The 17,683-nt window shown below is 70.7% G+C and carries 24 protein-coding genes; 11 read left to right on the top strand and 13 right to left on the bottom strand.

The features are described from left to right. Positions 1-264: 264 nt before the first annotated feature. On the top strand, positions 265-873 hold the full coding sequence (locus HTV45_RS02660) for a hypothetical protein (RefSeq protein WP_215203941.1): 609 nt from the start codon (positions 265-267) through the stop codon (positions 871-873). 165 nt (positions 874-1,038) lie between these two features. On the opposite strand, the gene HTV45_RS02655 is transcribed toward HTV45_RS02660, so the two are convergent. From HTV45_RS02655 to HTV45_RS02630, 6 genes are all read right to left on the bottom strand, one after another. Further along, complete coding sequence (locus HTV45_RS02655) at positions 1,039-1,365, bottom strand: DUF6087 family protein (protein WP_215203940.1); 327 nt, start codon at positions 1,363-1,365, stop codon at positions 1,039-1,041. Positions 1,366-1,396: 31 nt separating this feature from the next. Then, the gene (gene tgmC, locus HTV45_RS02650; protein WP_215203939.1) at positions 1,397-2,584 is read right to left on the bottom strand and encodes an ATP-grasp peptide maturase system methyltransferase; all 1,188 of its coding nucleotides are present in this window, start codon (positions 2,582-2,584) and stop codon (positions 1,397-1,399) included. Beyond that, positions 2,574-3,536, bottom strand: coding sequence for an ATP-grasp ribosomal peptide maturase (gene tgmB, locus HTV45_RS02645; protein ID WP_308309043.1), 963 nt, complete (start codon positions 3,534-3,536; stop codon positions 2,574-2,576). The genes tgmC and tgmB overlap by 11 nt, the downstream gene beginning before the upstream one ends. 5 nt (positions 3,537-3,541) lie before the next feature. Continuing rightward, positions 3,542-3,844, bottom strand: coding sequence for a putative ATP-grasp-modified RiPP (gene tgmA, locus HTV45_RS02640; RefSeq protein WP_215203937.1), 303 nt, complete (start codon positions 3,842-3,844; stop codon positions 3,542-3,544). A 121-nt stretch (positions 3,845-3,965) separates the two neighbouring features. Continuing rightward, the gene (locus HTV45_RS02635) at positions 3,966-4,328 is read right to left on the bottom strand and encodes a hypothetical protein (RefSeq protein WP_215203936.1); all 363 of its coding nucleotides are present in this window, start codon (positions 4,326-4,328) and stop codon (positions 3,966-3,968) included. Further along, positions 4,322-4,738 (bottom strand): ATP-binding protein, encoded by a 417-nt coding sequence (locus tag HTV45_RS02630; RefSeq protein ID WP_215204104.1) that lies wholly within the window; start codon positions 4,736-4,738, stop codon positions 4,322-4,324. Before HTV45_RS02630 ends, HTV45_RS02635 begins: the two co-directional genes overlap by 7 nt. A gap of 252 nt (positions 4,739-4,990) precedes the next feature. Here HTV45_RS02630 and HTV45_RS02625 point away from each other — a divergent pair, with 252 nt between their 5' ends. Genes HTV45_RS02625 through HTV45_RS35155 form a run of 3 tightly spaced genes read left to right on the top strand, consistent with a single transcriptional unit; the run spans position 4,991 to position 7,137 of the window. Beyond that, the gene (locus HTV45_RS02625) at positions 4,991-6,244 is read left to right on the top strand and encodes a helix-turn-helix transcriptional regulator (RefSeq protein WP_215203935.1); all 1,254 of its coding nucleotides are present in this window, start codon (positions 4,991-4,993) and stop codon (positions 6,242-6,244) included. Further along, positions 6,229-6,759, top strand: a complete 531-nt coding sequence (locus tag HTV45_RS02620; protein ID WP_215203934.1) for a GNAT family N-acetyltransferase — start codon at positions 6,229-6,231, stop codon at positions 6,757-6,759. Before HTV45_RS02625 ends, HTV45_RS02620 begins: the two co-directional genes overlap by 16 nt. A gap of 48 nt (positions 6,760-6,807) precedes the next feature. Then, entirely contained in the window at positions 6,808-7,137 is a 330-nt protein-coding gene (locus HTV45_RS35155; protein WP_368860767.1) for a hypothetical protein, read from the top strand. Between the two features lie 291 nt (positions 7,138-7,428). Here HTV45_RS35155 and HTV45_RS33850 read toward each other — a convergent pair whose 3' ends face one another. Then, positions 7,429-7,659: a winged helix-turn-helix transcriptional regulator gene (locus HTV45_RS33850; protein ID WP_308309040.1), complete on the bottom strand. Its 231-nt coding sequence runs from the start codon at positions 7,657-7,659 to the stop codon at positions 7,429-7,431. Positions 7,660-7,938: 279 nt separating this feature from the next. Between HTV45_RS33850 and HTV45_RS02605 the strand changes: the two genes are divergently transcribed. Then, complete coding sequence (locus HTV45_RS02605; protein ID WP_308309093.1) at positions 7,939-8,235, top strand: metalloregulator ArsR/SmtB family transcription factor; 297 nt, start codon at positions 7,939-7,941, stop codon at positions 8,233-8,235. Between the two features lie 85 nt (positions 8,236-8,320). Beyond that, positions 8,321-8,443 carry a hypothetical protein gene (locus HTV45_RS34750; RefSeq protein ID WP_285899600.1) on the top strand — a complete coding sequence of 41 codons (123 nt, stop codon included), beginning with the start codon at positions 8,321-8,323 and terminating at the stop codon, positions 8,441-8,443. A gap of 88 nt (positions 8,444-8,531) precedes the next feature. Here the strand turns inward: HTV45_RS34750 and HTV45_RS02600 are convergent, their stop codons facing one another. Both HTV45_RS02600 and HTV45_RS02595 read right to left on the bottom strand, forming a co-directional pair. Next, positions 8,532-9,377 carry a cytochrome c oxidase assembly protein gene (locus HTV45_RS02600; protein WP_215203931.1) on the bottom strand — a complete coding sequence of 282 codons (846 nt, stop codon included), beginning with the start codon at positions 9,375-9,377 and terminating at the stop codon, positions 8,532-8,534. Continuing rightward, positions 9,377-9,928, bottom strand: coding sequence for a DUF2243 domain-containing protein (locus HTV45_RS02595; protein WP_215203930.1), 552 nt, complete (start codon positions 9,926-9,928; stop codon positions 9,377-9,379). The genes HTV45_RS02600 and HTV45_RS02595 overlap by 1 nt, the downstream gene beginning before the upstream one ends. Positions 9,929-10,220: 292 nt before the next feature. Between HTV45_RS02595 and HTV45_RS02590 the strand changes: the two genes are divergently transcribed. From HTV45_RS02590 to HTV45_RS02575, 4 genes are all read left to right on the top strand, one after another. After that, positions 10,221-11,420, top strand: a complete 1,200-nt coding sequence (locus tag HTV45_RS02590; RefSeq protein WP_215203929.1) for a hypothetical protein — start codon at positions 10,221-10,223, stop codon at positions 11,418-11,420. A 9-nt stretch (positions 11,421-11,429) separates the two neighbouring features. After that, positions 11,430-12,020, top strand: a complete 591-nt coding sequence (locus HTV45_RS02585; protein ID WP_215203928.1) for a hemerythrin domain-containing protein — start codon at positions 11,430-11,432, stop codon at positions 12,018-12,020. A gap of 120 nt (positions 12,021-12,140) precedes the next feature. Beyond that, positions 12,141-13,106 (top strand): Rieske (2Fe-2S) protein, encoded by a 966-nt coding sequence (locus HTV45_RS02580; RefSeq protein ID WP_215203927.1) that lies wholly within the window; start codon positions 12,141-12,143, stop codon positions 13,104-13,106. Continuing rightward, the gene (locus tag HTV45_RS02575; protein ID WP_215203926.1) at positions 13,090-13,641 is read left to right on the top strand and encodes a DUF1360 domain-containing protein; all 552 of its coding nucleotides are present in this window, start codon (positions 13,090-13,092) and stop codon (positions 13,639-13,641) included. Before HTV45_RS02580 ends, HTV45_RS02575 begins: the two co-directional genes overlap by 17 nt. 79 nt (positions 13,642-13,720) lie before the next feature. Here HTV45_RS02575 and HTV45_RS02570 read toward each other — a convergent pair whose 3' ends face one another. Continuing rightward, a complete protein-coding gene (locus HTV45_RS02570; protein ID WP_308309037.1) occupies positions 13,721-14,440 on the bottom strand; it encodes a hemerythrin domain-containing protein in 720 nt (239 codons plus the stop codon). A 255-nt stretch (positions 14,441-14,695) separates the two neighbouring features. Between HTV45_RS02570 and HTV45_RS02565 the strand changes: the two genes are divergently transcribed. Beyond that, on the top strand, positions 14,696-15,211 hold the full coding sequence (locus tag HTV45_RS02565; RefSeq protein ID WP_215203925.1) for a DUF4396 domain-containing protein: 516 nt from the start codon (positions 14,696-14,698) through the stop codon (positions 15,209-15,211). A 153-nt stretch (positions 15,212-15,364) separates the two neighbouring features. Here HTV45_RS02565 and HTV45_RS02560 read toward each other — a convergent pair whose 3' ends face one another. The 3 genes from HTV45_RS02560 to HTV45_RS02550 form a co-directional block, all read right to left on the bottom strand. Further along, positions 15,365-15,964, bottom strand: a complete 600-nt coding sequence (locus HTV45_RS02560; protein WP_215203924.1) for a sigma-70 family RNA polymerase sigma factor — start codon at positions 15,962-15,964, stop codon at positions 15,365-15,367. Positions 15,965-16,250: 286 nt separating this feature from the next. Further along, the gene (locus HTV45_RS02555) at positions 16,251-16,937 is read right to left on the bottom strand and encodes a hypothetical protein (protein ID WP_215203923.1); all 687 of its coding nucleotides are present in this window, start codon (positions 16,935-16,937) and stop codon (positions 16,251-16,253) included. A 63-nt stretch (positions 16,938-17,000) separates the two neighbouring features. Next, positions 17,001-17,411 (bottom strand): MerR family transcriptional regulator, encoded by a 411-nt coding sequence (locus tag HTV45_RS02550; RefSeq protein WP_308309036.1) that lies wholly within the window; start codon positions 17,409-17,411, stop codon positions 17,001-17,003. Positions 17,412-17,683: the final 272 nt, after the last annotated feature.

Genomic DNA, 17,683 nt, shown 5'->3' with positions numbered 1-17,683 from the left:
TCTCGCCGGGCTGCGGGTACGTGTGACCTGTTTCAGGGTAGGCCAGGGGCGGCCTGCGGCATCCGGCCCCCGTGCGGGCGTGATCTGCGAAACTGGCGTCGGATACACACAGCTCACACGGCCAGGGGGGGGCGGCTGCGAGGGCCTCCCGGACAAGATGTTTCACCGCACGTTTCGGCGTGCGACCGTGGGGGAGGTCACTGTCACGATGATCGGGTTGCGCGGCGGGGGCCACGCGTCCTAGAAAAGCAGTCGGGTGGAGATATGCATCGCGGTGGCGGACTGGGCGAGGGGACTGACGACCTGGGTCCTCGGCGTGCCAGGCGGGGAAAGCACCGGCGCGAGGTGGAGGACCCGGACGCGACGCGTGAGACGCGTGGCGAGCCCGATCGGATCGGCCCGCTGAGAGGGTCGGAGAGCAGGAATGGTGGTCGGGTGGGGGTGACGTACAAGTACTTCGGCGCGCCGGACGGCGCCACCGCGGCCCGCGTCCCGATCTCGATGCGCCCCGAAGAACTCGGCGGCGACGAACTCGGCATGGGCGGCATGTTCACCAAGATCAAGCCGGAGACCATGGCCGCGATGGTCCTCACGGGCATCGAGGGCGTCCCCCTGAACAAGGTCCCGCCCCTGGAACTGGTCGTCCTGCACCCGGACTACGCGGTCGTGAAGCTTCCCATGACGGTCGTCGACCCCCTGCGCGGCATCGGCGAGGAGGCGGTCGGCGCGGCGGCCTTCATCTGGTCCACGGTCCCGGACCGGGGCGGCCCCCGGGACGCGTTCAACGTGTACCAGCTGCTGCACGAGTGGCAGGACTTCTCGCATCGGCTGCATGAGGCGGGGCATCAGCCTTATTGCCTGGTGTGGCCCTGAGCCGGGGGCGACACCCACAGCCCCGCACAAGCACTGACCTGGCGCATCCGCCGCCTCGGCGAACGCCACGCACCCGGCCCACGAGCCCGAGCAGCCAGCACGCACTACGTCGAGGGGCATCCCGCTGCTCCTCGCCCGCCGCAGCCTCAGGCACGGCGGCGTTGATCACCTCTCTGCCCGGCCGCCACCGTCCGGCCTGGGCGCCTGGGGTTTGCGGTGCTTGCCGGTGCCGGAGCCGAGCGGCTTCGACACCGGCCCTGAGGGTGAGGGCTTGTTGGCCTCCGGGTACAGGATGGCTTGGGCCTCGACCAGGCTGGCTGCGAATCCGTACAGCTCCCATGTGTGCCCGTTCCAGCGCTCGATGGCGCGGGGCGCATCCGGATTCAGATGTGATGCCCTGGGCCCGTCGCCGGGCATGACAGGCACGGCGCGCAGTCGGCCGATCTTCGCGTCACGGCGTTCCGCCCAGTCCGTCAGCGGTTCGTCGTCCATCCTGGCGTTCCTCGCGTCGGTGGCGGCTGTCTCAGGAGGGTAGCGGCCACCGTGGGCCGTTCGGGTTCCCCAGCCAGACGACCTGCTGGTCGCGGGAGACGGTCACGCCGAACGCCGCGGTGTTCGGTGAGCCATACTCCTCCCAGGTGGCCACCGCGGACTCGATCGCGTCCCACAGGCGGCGGGGGCCGCCCTGACGGACCTGCCAGCCGTCGTCCGTGGGAGCGAGGACAGCGAAGGAATCGGTAACGCTGTCCAGTAGAAACGTGCTGACCGGGCCGCCGTCGACCGCCATCGAGAAGAAGCGGGCGTCCGGCGCCGCGAGCTGCGCCATGAACGCCGACCCGGAGCTAGTGAGAAGCTCTGGCCCGCGTACGGCTTTCCGTGCCGTTCCGTCGTCGGGGCCCGGCACCATGCCGAGGCTCTCCGGTGCGTCCTGCTGGCGGGCGATCATGAAGCTCGGGTCGTCCTCGCTGAACCAGCCGCTCGCGCTGTCACCGGTGACGATGAGTTTGGCCAGGCCGAGGGAACGCATCCAGCCGCGAAGGGTGGTGAGGATGAGGCCGCCCGGCCGGACCTGTTCCAGCCAGGCGGGCGGGATGCTGCGGAAGCCGCACGTGGCGATCAGCCGGTCGTACAGGGCTCCGTCGGGGTGGCCGGCTCGACCGTCCCCCACCAGCAGGTGGGGGGTATGACCGGATCCGTTGAGGGCGCGGCCGGCTCGTCGGGCCACGCCCCTGTCCGTCTCGATCGAGGTCACGCTCTCGCTGCCGAGCCGGTGGCACATCAGTGCTGTCGAGTAGCCGCTTCCGGTGCCGATCTCCAGCACATTCATACCGTCCTGCACATCCAGGTCTTCGAGCATCCGGACCACGAGGCTCGGCAACGTCGACGACGAGGTCGGGATCGCGTTGCTGATCGGTTTCGGGTCGGCCCAGTCGATGTCCCGGCCGTCGAACTGGGTCATCCATGTCTCGTCGGTGTAGACGCGCTGGAGCCACTCCTCCTTACCGACCGTCTCCGGTGTGACCGGCTCCCAGGTGGTGATACCCGGGGCGCGGCTCTCCCGGTAGAAACGCGGGATGAATCTATGGCGGGGCACGGCCTCCACGGCGGCCCGCCACTGCGGCGAGCGCAGCCAGCCGTCCTTCTCCAGTTGTCGGGCGAGCCGACGCCGGAGATCGGCTGCGGCCGTCTCGATGTCGGTTTCACTGGCCACGGAGTCCTCCTTCCAGGAGATCGGTGAGTGCGGCAGTCATCGGCAGACCGGTCGGCGGCTCCATCCATGCCCACTGCCCGGAAGGATTGCACTCGATGAAAATCCACTCGCCGCGGTCGGTCAGAGCGAAGTCGAACGCCCCGAAGACGAGCCCGAAGTGCTTCAGATAGGCACGCATCGATCGCTCCACCGCGGGTGGCGCAGCAAGCGGCGTGTATGTGTGAGTGCCGTAGTCCGTACGCCAGTCGAGGAGACCGGAGTCGATCCGCACGGCGAAGATCTGCTCGCCGATCACAGTCACCCGGATGTCGGCAACCTTGTGCACCCGCTTCTGGAAGAGATGCATGGTTCCCGACACGGAATCGTCGATCTCGTCGGCGGTCACCGCGGTCACGGGGACGGTCTGGGCCTTGCCGTCGACCAGGTAGAGCGGAACCGAGATCGGTTTGAAGATGACGGCACCTTGCGCCTTGATGAAGGCCCGCGCGTCGTCGGGAACATTGGTGATCAACGTCGGCGGAAGCGTGAAGCCGGCCGCCGCCGCTGCCGCGAGCCCGGCTGGCTTGTACTCGGCGTCGCCGATGCGATGGGGGTGGTTGACGTAAAGGCAGCCGGGCAGCGAGGTCAGGATGCCTCCGAGCCCGTAGCGCGCCTGGGCAACGGCGAACCGTTCGTCCTGCTTGTCAAGGTGGGGGAAGGCAAACCCGGAGGGGCGCCGGTAGTACACGGAACGCACCGCGCCCAGGTCGACGCGTCGGCTCGGGGTCTGCACGCTTCCCCACCACCTGTCAGTACCGCCAATGGTGGCCGAACACGACAGAATGGCGGGGAAGTCACCGGAGTCGAACCGCACGACCGGGACACCCCGGTCGTGCAGCTCGGCGATCACGAAGTCCGCGGTCGGGTCGTCGAGGTTGGTGACGACCAGGACCGGACGATCGTCGTTCGTCACCACGGTCACTGGTCGGTGTCGTTCCCCGTGTCGCTGTCCGGGGAGTCGCTGTTGCGGTCGCCCTGGCCCGTGGTGCCGGTCGCAGGATTCGTGCCGGAGGATGTGCCGTGGCCCGGGGACATGGTGGGCGCCCCGGAAGTGTCGAAGTACCGAGCGGTCTGCGTCTCCGGATCCAGCGTCACCGTCGCGTAGGCGGGGCCCTCGACGGGCGGGTACGGGGCGATGCGACGAAGACCCCACGGGGCCGCCGTCGGATGCCCCTGCGGCAGCGGGCTGCCCGTGGGGAATCGATCCATGTGGTTGAACACGGTCTTCCTTCCTGTCAGAAGTTCTGTCTTTCGTCCGACTTGCTCACCCGCACGGCATCGAGGAACACGATCCTGCTTGTGCGGGAGTCCCAGGGGCGCCGGGAAGAAGAGGTGCCGGGGCCTACGTCGAAACCGGACCGGGATTCCGCAACCCCTCCAGGACCCGTTGAAGGAGGCTGATGTCCGGTGCGCGAGCCTCGACTGCCAGTCGGCCGTCGCCGTACCGGCGGCTGAGCTGCTGCCGCCACGCGATCTCGGCACGCTGCATCTCCGTGCGGATCTCGCCGAGAGCCAGACCCGACTCGACGCGCAGCCGCACAAGGTCGGCGGGAGTTACCCGGACCGGCTCTGGGACAGCAACCGCGCGGGCCTTGTCAGACGGACGCGTCGGGCCGAAGGCCAGCTGCACGCACGCGTCCGGGAACGGGTCGCCGACCAGTTCCTCCGAGGGCAGGAGTCGTAAGGAGATACGCGAGATCAGCATGCGGCCGGCACCCGCAACTCTGCCCAGACGAGCTTGCCCCAACGATGCAGGTCGTAGCCCCACCGCCAGCTCAGCGACTCCACCAGGAGCAGACCTCGGCCGCCCTCGGAGTCACCTTCAGGACAACCCATTTCCGGGGTGTCTCGGCATTTGTCGGCAACGCCGATCCGAATCACTTCGGCCGTCTCGCGCCGAATCGCCACACGGATCACGCGACAGGGCGTGTGGCCGACGGCATTGCTGATCAGCTCCGAGACGAGCAGAGTACCTACCTCGGCCAACTCGCCTATGCCCCAGGTGTCCAGAGCCGCGGAGACAAGCAGACGCGCGCGGCGCGCGGACTCCGGCTCGCACGGCATCGTCTCGGTGTAGCCCGGGACACCGGTCGCTGTTGGTGTGGCGGCGGTCATGGTCAAGGGGTCATCCCTCCGAGGCTGGGACGCCCGCCCCCGACAGGTGCGCAGGTGCGGGCTTTCCTCCAGGCCATCGAGAGGCAGGAACGTGAATCTCGCCCGCTCAACGGCTGGTACCGAGTCAACGGCCCTTGGCCGACGGCGAACAGGAAATGTCGTGCCCCGCCGTACCTCCGCGAACCGGAAGACTTTACGCTCCGATGACCTCGGGTCTGGTTCGGCCAGTGACCACAGGGCTACGGTCGGTCCATGGGAGCGAACGCCATCCTCAAGAGCCGGATGGAGGAACTCGGGCTCACCCAGGAAGAATTGGCTGGTCGGATGAACGCTGCGCTGGCAGAGATCACCGGCAGGCCCGGTGACGTGTCCGACCGCACAATCCGCAACCTCCTCAATGGGACCTCCCGCCGCCCCATCGGACGCACATGTGCAGCCCTGGAGCGAGTGTTCGGTTGTCCCGTCGAGGACTTAGGGTTCAGCGCACCACGCACCATGCAACACCCGCAGGAGGACCCCGTGCGGCGTCGCACTTTCCTCACCTCAGCGACCGGAAGCGCAGCTGCCGCCGTTCCCTTGGCGGCGCAACGCCGGACCGTCGGCATGTCGGACGTGGCCCGGGTCGCTGCCGGGATGAACGCCCTTGTCGAAGCCGACGACCGCCAGGGCGGACACACGGCACTGGAGAAGGCCGCCGCCCAGGGCCGCACCAGGGTGCTGGAACTACAGCAGCGCAACGCCGGCGAACGCGTCCGCCGAGCCCTGTACGCACTGGCCGCCGAGTACACCACCATCGCCGCCTGGTCCTGCATCGACGCCCGCAATCTCGACCAGGCCCAGAGCTACCTGAACGAATCAGCGACGTACGCCGGCCTCTCCCAGGACGGCCCCACCGAAATGCGGGTCTGGGTCAACCTCTCGATGCTTGCCTACCAGCGACAGAACTGGCCCGAGGCGCTCGCGGCAGCTCAGGCCGCGCAAGCCTCCTCAGCGGCTCGCCGAGACCCGTTCTTCGACTCGCTGGGCCGAGTCCGCGTCGCCCTCGCGTACGCGGCTCTCGGTGACGGCCGTGCGGGCCTGCGTTCACTGGGATCAGCCCAGGACACTTTCACCAGGGTGGCCGACCGAGAGCGTCCGCGCTGGACCGCCTTCTACGGGCAGGCCGAACTTGACCACCTCGCCGCAATCGTCCAGTTCAACAGCGGACGCCACCCTCATGCCGAAGCGATGGCTCACCGCGCGCTGGCCAGGATCCCGACCGCCTTCCGGCGCAACAAGGCCCTCGCGACCGCCCAGCTCGCCCTCGCACAGCTCCACCAGGGAGCGGCCGAACAGGCCACGGCCTCAGCCACCGACGTCTTCACCATCATGGATGGCGACCCATTGCCCGGCCGTATGCGCACGCTCATGGGCGACTTCCACCGGGGCCTGTTCGTCATGGCTCCCTCCGCCTCCTACGCACGAGACTGGGCAGACCGCATGCGAACCGAATGGAGTCGAGCGTGACCGACCTGCGTCACTTCCAGCACGGAAACCTTCCCGAAGGCTTCCGGCAGATGCTCATCGACGTACACGCCGATGCCTACGCCGACCAGATGGACGACCCCTTCCACCAGCGCTTCGCCTGGTTCGTCGACCACTGGACCGGCATGGACAGCTTCTCCTGCGTGGTGGCGTACGACGAAGACGAACCGGTCGGCTTCGCCTACGGCGCCCCGCTCGCCCCCGGCCGCGAATGGTGGCGCTCCACCGCGTACGAGCCGAACAACGGCTACTCCTCCACCTACGCGGTCTCCGAAGTGATGGTGCGCCCAAGCTGGCGCAAGCAGGGAATTGCCGACCGCCTGCACGAGGCGCTACTCAAGGAACGTACGGAAGACCTCGCCGTGCTGCTGGTCGACGTCACACACCCCAAGGTCCAAGCGCTCTACGAGACTTGGGGATACGCCAGAGTCGGCGAGCAGCAACCGTTCGCCGACTCACCGGTGTACGCGGTCATGATCAAAGACCTTCGGGACTGAGTCAGCAACTGGAGCCCATGACTCCCTCGGCGCTGATGGCAAGGCGAGGTGCCAGGACGACGAAATCGACCAGTGCTGTCAGTGGGGCAGGGCAGACTGGACACCGTGACGACACCCGACATCCGGGGGCTGGAGCAGCTTGAGCGCGACGTCCTGGATGACACCGCATCTCTCGCTACCGCCCTCCGGCGGTGCATCATGCTGGCTGGCTACGCCCACCACGGGCAACTGCGCGCCTGGGCGCTGAAGGAGCTGGAAGGGTACGCGGCGGCTGATGAGCTGCCCTCGTACCGAAGGTGCCGGCCGCGCTCGAAGTCGTGGTGGACCTCTCGCTGGCGCGGGGTTCGGCATCACGTCGCTCGGGCAATCTCAGGCTGACGATCCCGCTCTCCAACTCGCTGCTGGGCAGGCGCTCCGCATCAACCATGCGCCGCACGGCAGGCGCTCGCTACGGCGCCGCAAGGCTGAAGGGCAACAGTGAGCCCTTTCCATCCTCAGTCTGAGCTGGCCAGATGAGCCGAAGCGCGGTAGTTGTCACTTAAGGCAGGCTTGTTGTCACCGCCGGTGTTGTGGGTGGTTGTCAATGGGGGTATCTCCAGCTCTGGGAAGCTCGTGGGGCAGGCCGTGAGCCGCTGTGACTCCATCCGCACCCGGCCCACAGCCCTCAGTTCAGCGCGGGGCTCGCTGGTCGTAGTCGCGCTGGCGTGCTTGGATTTCGGAGGCGTTCGCGACGGTCCAGTCGTAGAGGTGGGCGAACGGCTCGCGCAGGGATTCGCCGAGGGAGGTCAGCGAGTATTCGACGCCGACCGGCGAGGTCGGCAGCACGCGGCGCTCGACCATCCCGTTGCGTTCGAGTCGGCGGCGACCGCGCCACCCGGGCGGCCGAACGGCCGACAGCACTCCCGACCGACCGCCCTCACCCTCGCGACCTGGGCGCAGCAGTCGCAGAAGCTGACGCCGGCCAGGTGGCGGGCGGTGCGGCGGGCTCGGACCGCGGTGAGCACGGTACGGAGGGTGGTGGCCACGACGACTCCCTGTTTCGATGCCTGTCGATACCTGCCTACGCCACGGAGCTTGCCACCCACATCGACGCGTATCAATATAGATGCATGCCGAAATCAGAGGTCGTGGAACTCGCCGTCCTGCACCGACGGCGACGCCGTGCCGTGCTGCCCGCCGATCACCGCCGGGGAGCTCTCCCCGGCGGACGCGGAGAAGATGGCCGCCATGTTCAAGGCCCTGTCGGACCCCGTACGGCTGCGCCTCTTCTCGAAAATCGCCTCGCATCCGGGCGGGGAGGCGTGCGTGTGCGACATCGCGGACGTCGGCGTCTCGCAGCCGACCGTCTCCCACCACCTGAAGAAGCTCCGCGAGGCCGGCCTGCTGACCTCCGAGCGGCGCGGCACCTGGGTCTACTACCAGGTCGCCCCGGCCGTGGTGACGGCCATGGCCGCCATGCTCGACCTGCGCGGCTGACCGCTGCCGGTCAGCGGTCAGTCACCACAGCCGGACAGGCAGCAGGCAACAGGCAGCACATGGGGGTGCTGCCCTGGCCGCCACCGTGCCGGCCCACCTGGCGGGCGACCGCGTCGAGGCCGTCCGCCCCCTTCGCGCGAGATCAAGAAAGACCCCGGGCGAGGACCCGATCGCCGAGATCGCCCCGGTGAAGCCGGAGGCGGCGTGAGCGGGATACCCGAGGGCGTCGTCATCGTCTCCGTCGACCCGGCCCGACCTGACCTGACCCGACCGGTGCTGTCCGGCGGTCGGTCGGGTCAGGCGCGTGCCGTGACCTCACGGGACGGGGCAGCCGCACGGTGCGCCGTGCGCCGGGGCTCGGGGCGCCAGGTGGCGACCAGGGCGGCCGCCAGAAGCAGTTCGGCGATGTCGCCGCCGTAGTACATGATCTGCGCACCACCCTGGACCTGGTGGACGGGGGCGTGGATGTCGGCCCAGAAGCCGCCGTACATCAGCTGGGAGACGACCGCGTGCACCGCGATGGCGACACCGAGGTAGACCAGCCTGGCGCGTACGCCGGGGCGGGACGGTGCGGGGTCGGGGCCGGCGATGACGTAGGCGAAGAGGCAGCCGGAGAGCAGGAAGTGCGCGTGCAGCAGCCAGTGCGCGGCCAGGCTGCCCGCGGTCGCGTTGTAGAGAGGGGTGAAGTAGAGGACCGCGAGGCTGCCGGTGGACAGGGCCAGGGCGACCGCGGGGTGGGCGATCACCCGGACGGGCGGGCTGTGCAGTACGGCGGTCAACTGCCGTCCCCGCGCTGCGGGCAGCGTGCGCAGCAGGAGGGTGACGGGGGCCGCGAGGACGAGCGCGAGGGGCGCGTACATGCCGATGAGCAGGTGCTGGGCCATGTGGCCGCGGAAGTCCGCGTGCGCGAGGGGCGCGACGGGTGGCAGCAGCGCGGCGCCGAGCAGGACGACGCCGCACAGGAACCAGCCGGTCCGCCACCGGCTCCAGCCCAGCGCCGGATTGCGGTGGCGTGCCCGGCGGACGAGCAGCAGGTAGAGGCCGGCGGCGGCGAGCAGCGCGAGCGCGGGCGGCAGCCACTCCAGAGCGTCGGTGTGGCTGCCGCCCGTGTCGTGCCCGTGGTCGTGGACGTGGTGGTCCATCAGGCGTTCCGGCCGGTGGGAGTGCCCGGCTCGAAGGGCCGGCCGCTGCGCTGGAGCAGGTAGCCGCCGGCGACCAGCAGGGCGCCCAGCACGAGGAAGCCGATGTCCCACCAGACCTGGCCGTCTCCGGCGTAGACGTGGTGGATGCCCAGGATGTGGTGGTTCAGAAGGCCTTCGACGAGGTTGAACAGGCCCCAGCCGACGAGCATCCACCCCCACAGCACGCGTGAGGTCCACACCCGCCGCCGGTCGTGGGTGACCCGCGCGTACAGGACGGCGAGGCCGAGGAGGACCGCGAGCCAGCACACCGTGTGGAAGACGCCGTCCCAGAGGGTGTTCATCTCCAGACCGGAAACCGTGTCGGGGTCGTAGTACTTCACCCCGATGCGGTCCTGATTGGTGCTGGAGAGCATGTGGTGCCACTGCAGGAGCTGGTGGAGCAGGATCCCTTCGACGAATCCGCCCATCCCCACTCCGAGCACGATGCCCGGCATCCGGATACTCACCGGCTGTCCCGTGCCGGCCCGCGCCCCGCCCACCGTGGTGGCCATCGCCCTTCTCCGTTCCTGGTCCTGGGTTCCGCTGGAAGCCGTTCGAAGTCGCCTCGGTCGCAGGTTCCCCCGTCCGCGGCACTCACGCGCGCGGCGCTCCGCCACCCGGCCCGTCCGGCGCCCGCTTCGCCCGTCCGGTTGGCCCGCTGGAGGGAACCCCGCGCATCGCGGGTGTGAGCGGTGGCCGGAAAGCGACCCCCGTGAACAGACTGAGGACCACGTCTGTGCTCGTCGCCCGAGAACGGGGTACCCCACGGCGCGCGAGTCCCCCCTCGTCCTCAGGAGCATGCCCATGACGTTCAATCCCCTGGAGCAGCGGGGTATCCCGCTGGACCGTCAGCTGCGCAACTGGCGTGAGCTGAACGTGGACCCGATCGACCCGGACCACTGCGACCCGTACACCCGGTGCCGGATCATCACGATGAACGGGATCGAGGTGGAGGCGATCCTGTTCAGCCACCAGCTCGCCCGGCACACGCGCGATCCCGAGATCAAGCGGCAGCTGGCGCGGGTCCGCTACATCGAGGCGCAGCAGCAGAAGGTCGTGAACTGGCTGCTCCCCGGCGTGTCCTCGGTGCTGGAGACGACGATCGCCTACGAGCAGGTAGCGGTGGACCTGACGGCGTGGGTGGCGCGGATGGAGCCGGACCCGTATCTGAAGCAGGCGTACCAGTTCGGTGTGCTGGAGGACTTCGACCACCTGTACCGGTACGCGAACCTGTACGAGATGATCGAGCACCGCAAGGCCGAGTCCATCGTCGACGGGCTCACCGAGGTCATGCCCGGCCGTCCCACCCGGTTCCACCACCGCAATCCGGTCGACAACGTCCGTGACCCGTACGCCAAGGACCGGACGAACCCGCTGTCCAAGCTGCACGCGCTGACCATCATGTCGGCGGAGCAGCAGACCATGAACTTCTACATGAACACCGGCCCCACCTACATGGAGCCGATCGCCCGTCAGCTCTACCAGGAGATCGGGCTGATCGAGGAGGAGCACGTCACCCACTACGAGTCCCTGGTCGACCCGGGTGAGACGTGGTGGGAGCAGCTCGTCAACCACGAGTACAACGAGTGCTACCTCTACCACTCCTTCATGGAGCAGGAGAGTGACCCCAGGATCAAGGCCATCTGGGAGCTGCACCTGAACATGGAGCTGGAACACCTCCACGCCGCCTGCGACCTGATGCGCCGCCACGACGGCCGCGACCCCGCCTCCGTGCTGGCGCCCGAGCTGCCGAACGTGCTCACCTTCGAGCCGAACAAGGGCTATCTGCGCGAGCTGCTCGACACCCAGATGGACCTGACCACGCTCGGCGCCGGCTACGTGCGTGAGGCGCACGAGCGGTTCGAGCAGATGCAGGAGCAGATCCACGGCGGGGAGGACCCGCCGAGCGACCGGGTCATGGCCGAGCACGACGCCATGTTCGGCCGCGAGTACCGCGTCCAGTCCGAGGGCGAGCACCCCGACCCCTCCCAGCGCGAGAAGTAGGAGGCCGGGATGTCCGAGCTGCACACCCCGCACGCCGGGGACGACCACGCCAAGGACGACGACGTCGTCGCCCTGCTGATGCGCCAGCACGGCGACATCCGCAATCTCTTCGACGAGGTCGAGGCGACCGAGGGGGAGGAGCGCCGGGACGCGTTCCGCCGCCTGGTGCGCCTGCTGGCCGTGCACGAGACCGCCGAGGAGGAGGTCGTCCACCCCTTCGCCCGCAAGGGCTTCCCCGGCGGCGACCAGGTGGTGAAGGACCGTCTCACCGAGGAGAAGGCGGCCAAGGAGACCCTGTCCGCGCTCGACGGGATGGACACCGACGACCCGGCGTTCATGCCCGAGCTGCTCAAGCTGCGCAAGGACGTCCAGGAGCACGCGCGGGCCGAGGAACGTTACGAGTTCACCCACATCCGCCGCAGCACCGACGCCGCCGGCCTCGCCGCGATGGCCAAGGCCATCAAGGCCGCCGAGGCGATGGCACCCACCCGGCCCCACCCGGGCGTGGAGTCCGGGGCGAAGAACATGGCCCTCGGTCCCGTCGCCGCCCTGATGGACCGCACCAAGGACGCCGTCCACAAGGCCATGGGCAAGGGCTGACTCCGCGTCCTCCCGGCCGGGGCGGGACACTCGCCCGGCCGGGGCGGGACACGGAGCCGCCCGGCCGCCCGGCCTCCTGGCCGGCTGTTTGTCCCCTGCCTCCGGGGGGACCCTCCGCCCATGAGCAACAAGCCAGGTCGCCGCCGTGCGGGCCAGAACCGGACGCTGTGGCTGCTGGACGCCCTGGAGCGGGATCCCAGGGCGGACGCGGCGATCGACGTGCTGACCCGGAGGGTCCGGTCCCTCCCGCTCGGCCGCGCACGGGACGCCCTGCACGGCCGGTGGCTCGGCCATCCCGTGCACCCCCTGATGGTGCAGGTGCCGATCGGCAGCTGGATGTCCGCCGCCGTACTCGACCTGCGCCCCGGCCGCAGCCGGGAGGCCGGCCTCCTGGTGGGCGTCGGTCTGGCGGCGGCCGGTCCCGCCGCGCTGGCGGGCGCGGTGGACTGGGCCGAGCTGCGCCGGCAGCAGACACGGGTGGGACTGGTGCACGCCGTGGCCAACACGGCGGCCGTGGGACTGTACGGCGCCTCGCTCCTCTGCCGCCTCACCGGACGGGCCGGAGCGGGCCGCGCGTACGGTTTCCTCGGGCTGACGGCGGTCGGCCTGGGCGGCATGCTGGGCGGCCACCTCGCCTACCGCCAGGCTTCCGGCGCCAACCACGCCGAGGAGGTACCGCACGTCGTCGGCGAAGGCTGGCACAGGATCGGCGCGGTGGACGAGTTCCCCGCCGGCCGGCCCGTGCGGCGCGCCGTGGACGACGTGCCGGTACTGGTGGTGCGCGAGACCGGCGGGACCTTCCACGCACTGGCCGAACGGTGCAGCCATCTGGCGGGTCCGCTGTCGGAGGGCACGGTCGACGACGGGTGTGTCCGGTGCCCCTGGCACGGCAGCGTGTTCCGGCTCTCGGACGGCTGGAACGTCCGCGGGCCCGCCACCGCGCCCCAGCCCGCCTTCGACACCCGCGTCGTCGGCGGGCACGTGGAGATCAGGCTGCGGCGTGAGGACGGCGTGGAGGGACCGGACGAGCGGGAAACCGGCGGGGCACGGGCGGAAGAGGAAGAGGGCCATGGGCGCAGCAGCTGAGGGCCGTTTCGCGCGGCTCGCGGAACCTCTGAGGCGGCGGTGGGGACACACCGAGCGCACCTACGCGGCGGACGAGGACCGCCCGTTGCGCGGATATCTGGCCGCCATGGCCGCTTTCGGCGTGTACACGGCGGGGTGGGCGACGGTGGTCGCGTCGCGCGGCCGTCCCCTGCCGGACCGGCCCGAGCCGTGGGACGTGGCACTGACCGCGGTGGCGACGTTCCGGCTGAGCCGGCTGCTGAGCAAGGCGTCGGTGACCAGCCCGCTGCGGGCCCCCTTCACCACGTTCCAGGGCCCGCAGGGGCCGGCCGAGCTGCATGAGGAGGCACGCTCCGGGGGCGCCAAGGACACCGTCGGTGAGCTGGTGACGTGCCCGTTCTGCATGAGCGTCTGGGTGGCCTCGACCCTCACCGCCGGACAGCTGCTCTGGCCGCGTGCCACCCGCACCGCCATGGGGGCGCTCACCGCGCTGGCCGCCGCGGACACCCTGCAGCTGACGTACGGCGCGCTGGTGGACCGGGCGACCGGCGAGTGACCCTTCCTCCCGCCCCCACCTGATCACGCCGCGGCGGCGTGGTCAGGTGGGGGCGGTCACTGCCCCGCGCAGGCGTGGGTCACGCGCAGGTCGGCCTGCGCGGGTGCCGGCCCCGCGCGTGCTCCGGACGGCGAGCCGCGCGGATCATCAGGGCGGCGGCGCCCGCGACCCCCGCGGCGCCGCAGACGACCAGCGCCGCGCGCCGGGCGGCGGGACCGCTGCCCGGCGCGAGGTCGCGCAGCCGGTCGAAGACGCTCAGCGGCACCCCTCGCAGGGCGTTTCCCGGCGGGCGCCGGGGGACGCCGGGATGCGGGCGGGTCGGGGCGGTCGCCCGTACGGCCTCCCAGGCGGCGCCGATGCGACGCAACCGCCGGTCGCCGAACCTCTCCCTCAGCCGGGGCAGCAGTTCGTCCTCCTCGTCGCGGATGTCCTCGCGGATGAGCGCGAACGCCTGCTGGATCCACTCGGTGCGCCGGGGGTCGTCGGGTGATTTCCCGACCTGTGCGATCAGGTCGTTGATCGCCTGGTGCTCGGCCTCGACCCTGCCGGTGAGTTCCTCGCCGTCGGCCTCCGTACGGCGCAGGACGGGCCACAGGACCGTCTCCTCCGCGAAGGCGTGGCTGAACACCAGCTGGACGATGTCCTGCCACAGCGCGTCCAGCTCGTCGTCCGTGACTCCACCGGCCTGCCAGCGGTTCATCAGGGCGTCGAGTCGTGCGTGGTCCCGGCGCTGGCGCATCAGGATGCTGGCGCTGCCGCCGAGCTGTGCGGGTTCCTGGACGGTGATCGAGACGGTCACGGCCGCTCCTCTCCAGCGGGTGGTTCAGCGCATCGGCTGCGGGGTCCGGGTCCCCATCCACCGCGTCACGGCACCCCCGGGGTCCGCTGCTTTTCCGGCGGCGAGGTCGGGCGTGCCGTCACGAGCCGTCCAGGCGGGGAGGCGAGCGTCCTTCCCCTCCGCACGGGCGAACGGGAATACCCCTGGGGGGTATCAAGTTGGTGGTGTCCGAACCCATACGGGTACTCGTCGGTACGTCGATCGGGGATGAGAGGCATGAACCACGGCACACACCGCCACTCCGGTACCGCGCACCACCCGTCCGGTACCGCACACGACCACGCAGGCCCGGCGCACGGCGCGACCTGGGCGACGGCGGTGAGGGCGACACTGCACTGCCTGACCGGGTGCGCCGTCGGCGAGATCCTCGGCATGGTCATCGGCACCTCCCTGATGTGGGGCAACGTCCCGACGATGGCCCTCGCCATCACCCTCGCCTTCGTCTTCGGCTACTCCTTCACCCTCTTCGCGGTGGTGCGCGCCGGAGTGTCCCTGAGGACCGCGGTCAGGGTCGCGCTGGCCGCCGACACCGTCTCCATCGCGGTGATGGAACTGGTCGACAACGCGATCATCGCGCTGACCCCGGGAGCGATGGAGGCGCACCTGTCCGACGGACTGTTCTGGTACGCGCTGCTCGGCGGCTTCGCCGTGGCGTTCCTGATCACCACTCCGGTCAACAAGTGGATGATCGGCCGGGGCAAGGGCCACGCGGTCGTCCACGCCTACCACTGAGGAGGAACGCGAAGGGCCGGCACCGCACTGCTGCGTGCGGGGCCGGCCGCGTCGGCGTGCCGCGGTTCTCGGCGGCGCCCCGGGTCGGCCGGTGGCCCGCGCCCGCCTGCCGTGTGCCGTTCGCCGCCGGCGCGGCGGCCACGGCGCGGCCGGTCAGGCGGGTTCCGTGTCGTCCACCAGGGCCAGCAGGGCCGCACGGGCGCGGGCCACGCGGGAGCGGACCGTGCCGACGGGGCAGCCGGTGAGTTCCGCTGCCTCCGCGTAGGGCAGGCCGAGCAGTTGGGTGAGGACGAACGCCTTGCGGCGCTCGTCGGGCAACGTGGCCAGCAGATCCAGCAGGACGACGCCGTCGTCGAAGCCGGGCAGGCCGCGCGGCTGGGACCGTTCGACGGTGGACTGCCAGTCGGGGGCGTCGGACAGCCGGGGCCGGGCGGCGTCGTGGCGGTAGCTGTCGACGACCGCGCGGCGGGCGATGGCCAGCAACCAGATCCGGGCCGACGAACGGCCCTCGAACCGGTGGAGACCGGCGAGCGCGCGCAGGAAGGTGTCCTGGGCGAGGTCGTCCACGGCCTGGGGATCGCCGCACAGGTGGGTGACGTAGCGCAGGACGTCGCGGTGCAGGGCGCGGACGAACCGCTCGCCGGCGTCCGCGTCACCGCTCCGGGCGGCCAGCGCCCAGGCGGTTATCGGCTCGTCGGCGGAGGGATCGGGTCCGGTCTCGCCGCGGGTACGGGGCAGGGCGGAGGGGATCACCTGGTGTCCTTCTCGGATCCGTGATCCGGACCGGGGCACGCGCGGGGGCGTGGGCGGTCCGGTGAGGTGGGGTGGCGGCCCTACGGCACACGGGCGCGGCAGGCGGCGACAGGCATGCGCGCGTACGCGCACACGTACGCGCATACGTGCAGGGAGTGCATGTACCTAAGCAGTACCTGCGCATACGTCCCCGCACGGCGACGCGGCCGAGCTGCTGCGGTGCGCCGGTGCGCACGTACGGCCGGAGCCCGGGGCCGCAGGGGCGGCCTCGGGACATCGGCTGCCGTCAGACGGCAGCGGTCCCCGGGGGCGGGCCCCGAGAGGTGATCGTGTGGACGGGAAGACCCCCGCCGGGCGCACGGTCCGAGCGAGGCCGGCGGGGGCGGGGGCGGGGGTGGCCCGGGGCGGCGGACGGAGCGAGCGGCAGCCGCAGGGGCGCCGCGAGCCATCCGGCCACCGCCCGCAGGATACGGAAGACGGCCCGCTCTCCGTGGGCCAGCCAGAGTCCGGTCAGGAGCGCGGCGAGCAGGTGGGCGGCGAGCATCCCGATCGACGACGTGTCGCCGGCGCCGCCGCCGGTCATGGAGTGCCCCGCGTGGCTCAGGGAGTCCGCGGCCGGGTGCCCCTCCATGTGCCCCATGCGCATCCCGGACAGGGGCGTCGACGACATGTGCCCCGGCCCCATGGTGTGCGCGCCCGCGGCGGTGGCGTCCCCCGCGGCCGGCTGCGCGAGGGAGAACGCCGAGTGGAGTGCCGTCTGGGCGGCGACCGCGACGGCCACCACCACGGGAAGGCCCCGCTCCCGGCCGGCCAGACACCAGCCGGCGACGCCCGTGGCGGCCACACCGGCGGCCAGTGTCCACGCGGGCAGGTCACTGTTGGACATCATGACGTGGCCCACGCCGGCGAGCAGCACGCAGACGGCCGCGAACACCGCGGCCCGTACCGTGCGAGCGCACCACCCTGCTGTCATGGCGCCCTCATCGTCGCATCCGGGTACGGGCCGCCGCGCGAGGATCGGGATTCCGCCCGTGGATCAGGGCGTCGGCGCGGCCGCCGGGGTGAGGCGTCCGGCGAGGTCCGCGGCGAACTCCTCGGCGCGGGCGAGCTGGGTGCGCAGGGTCTCCACCCTCTGCTGGGCCGCCCGTTCGAAGTCGCGGATGCGCTCCAGCAGGGACTCCCGCACTTCCGGGGAGAGTCCGTCCCCCGAGTCGAGGCGGTCGGTGGCGTCGAGCAGGGAGCGCATCTCCTCGAGGGAGAAGCCGAGCGGCTTCATCCGGCGGATGACCCTCAGCCGGGCGACGTCGGTCTCCGTGTAGAGACGGAAGCCGCCCTGGGAACGGGCGGACGGGATGACGAGACCGGTCTCCTCGTAATGCCGGATGGTGCGCAGCGACAGCTCGGTCCGTGCGGCGACCTCGCCGATCTGCATGTGTGCGCTGCTCACGCGGGTGCCGTCCTCTGTCCTCGGTCTCGCGCCGGATGGCCGCCGGTGACCGACGCCGTTCTCTACTCTAACGTTAGGGTAGAGTCTTCCGGGTCAGCCGTGTCGGGGCCGACGAAGCCCCCGGCGAAGACCATTGTCCACAGGAAAGAGCGTGTGCGTGTCCGTGATGCCCGGCGGCGCCGTCTGCCCGCCGTGACCCTTCGCTCCGCGACGGCACCCACCGCCCCCGCCTGCGGGTCCTCCGCCGCCCCCTGACGCCGCCCGGTCCGCAC

It is taken from the genome of Streptomyces sp. CHD11 (assembly GCF_018638295.1).
GTDB lineage: Bacteria > Actinomycetota > Actinomycetes > Streptomycetales > Streptomycetaceae > Streptomyces.
The sequence above is the reverse complement of the archived record's forward strand: the minus strand, read 5'-3'. Positions and strand labels throughout refer to the sequence as shown.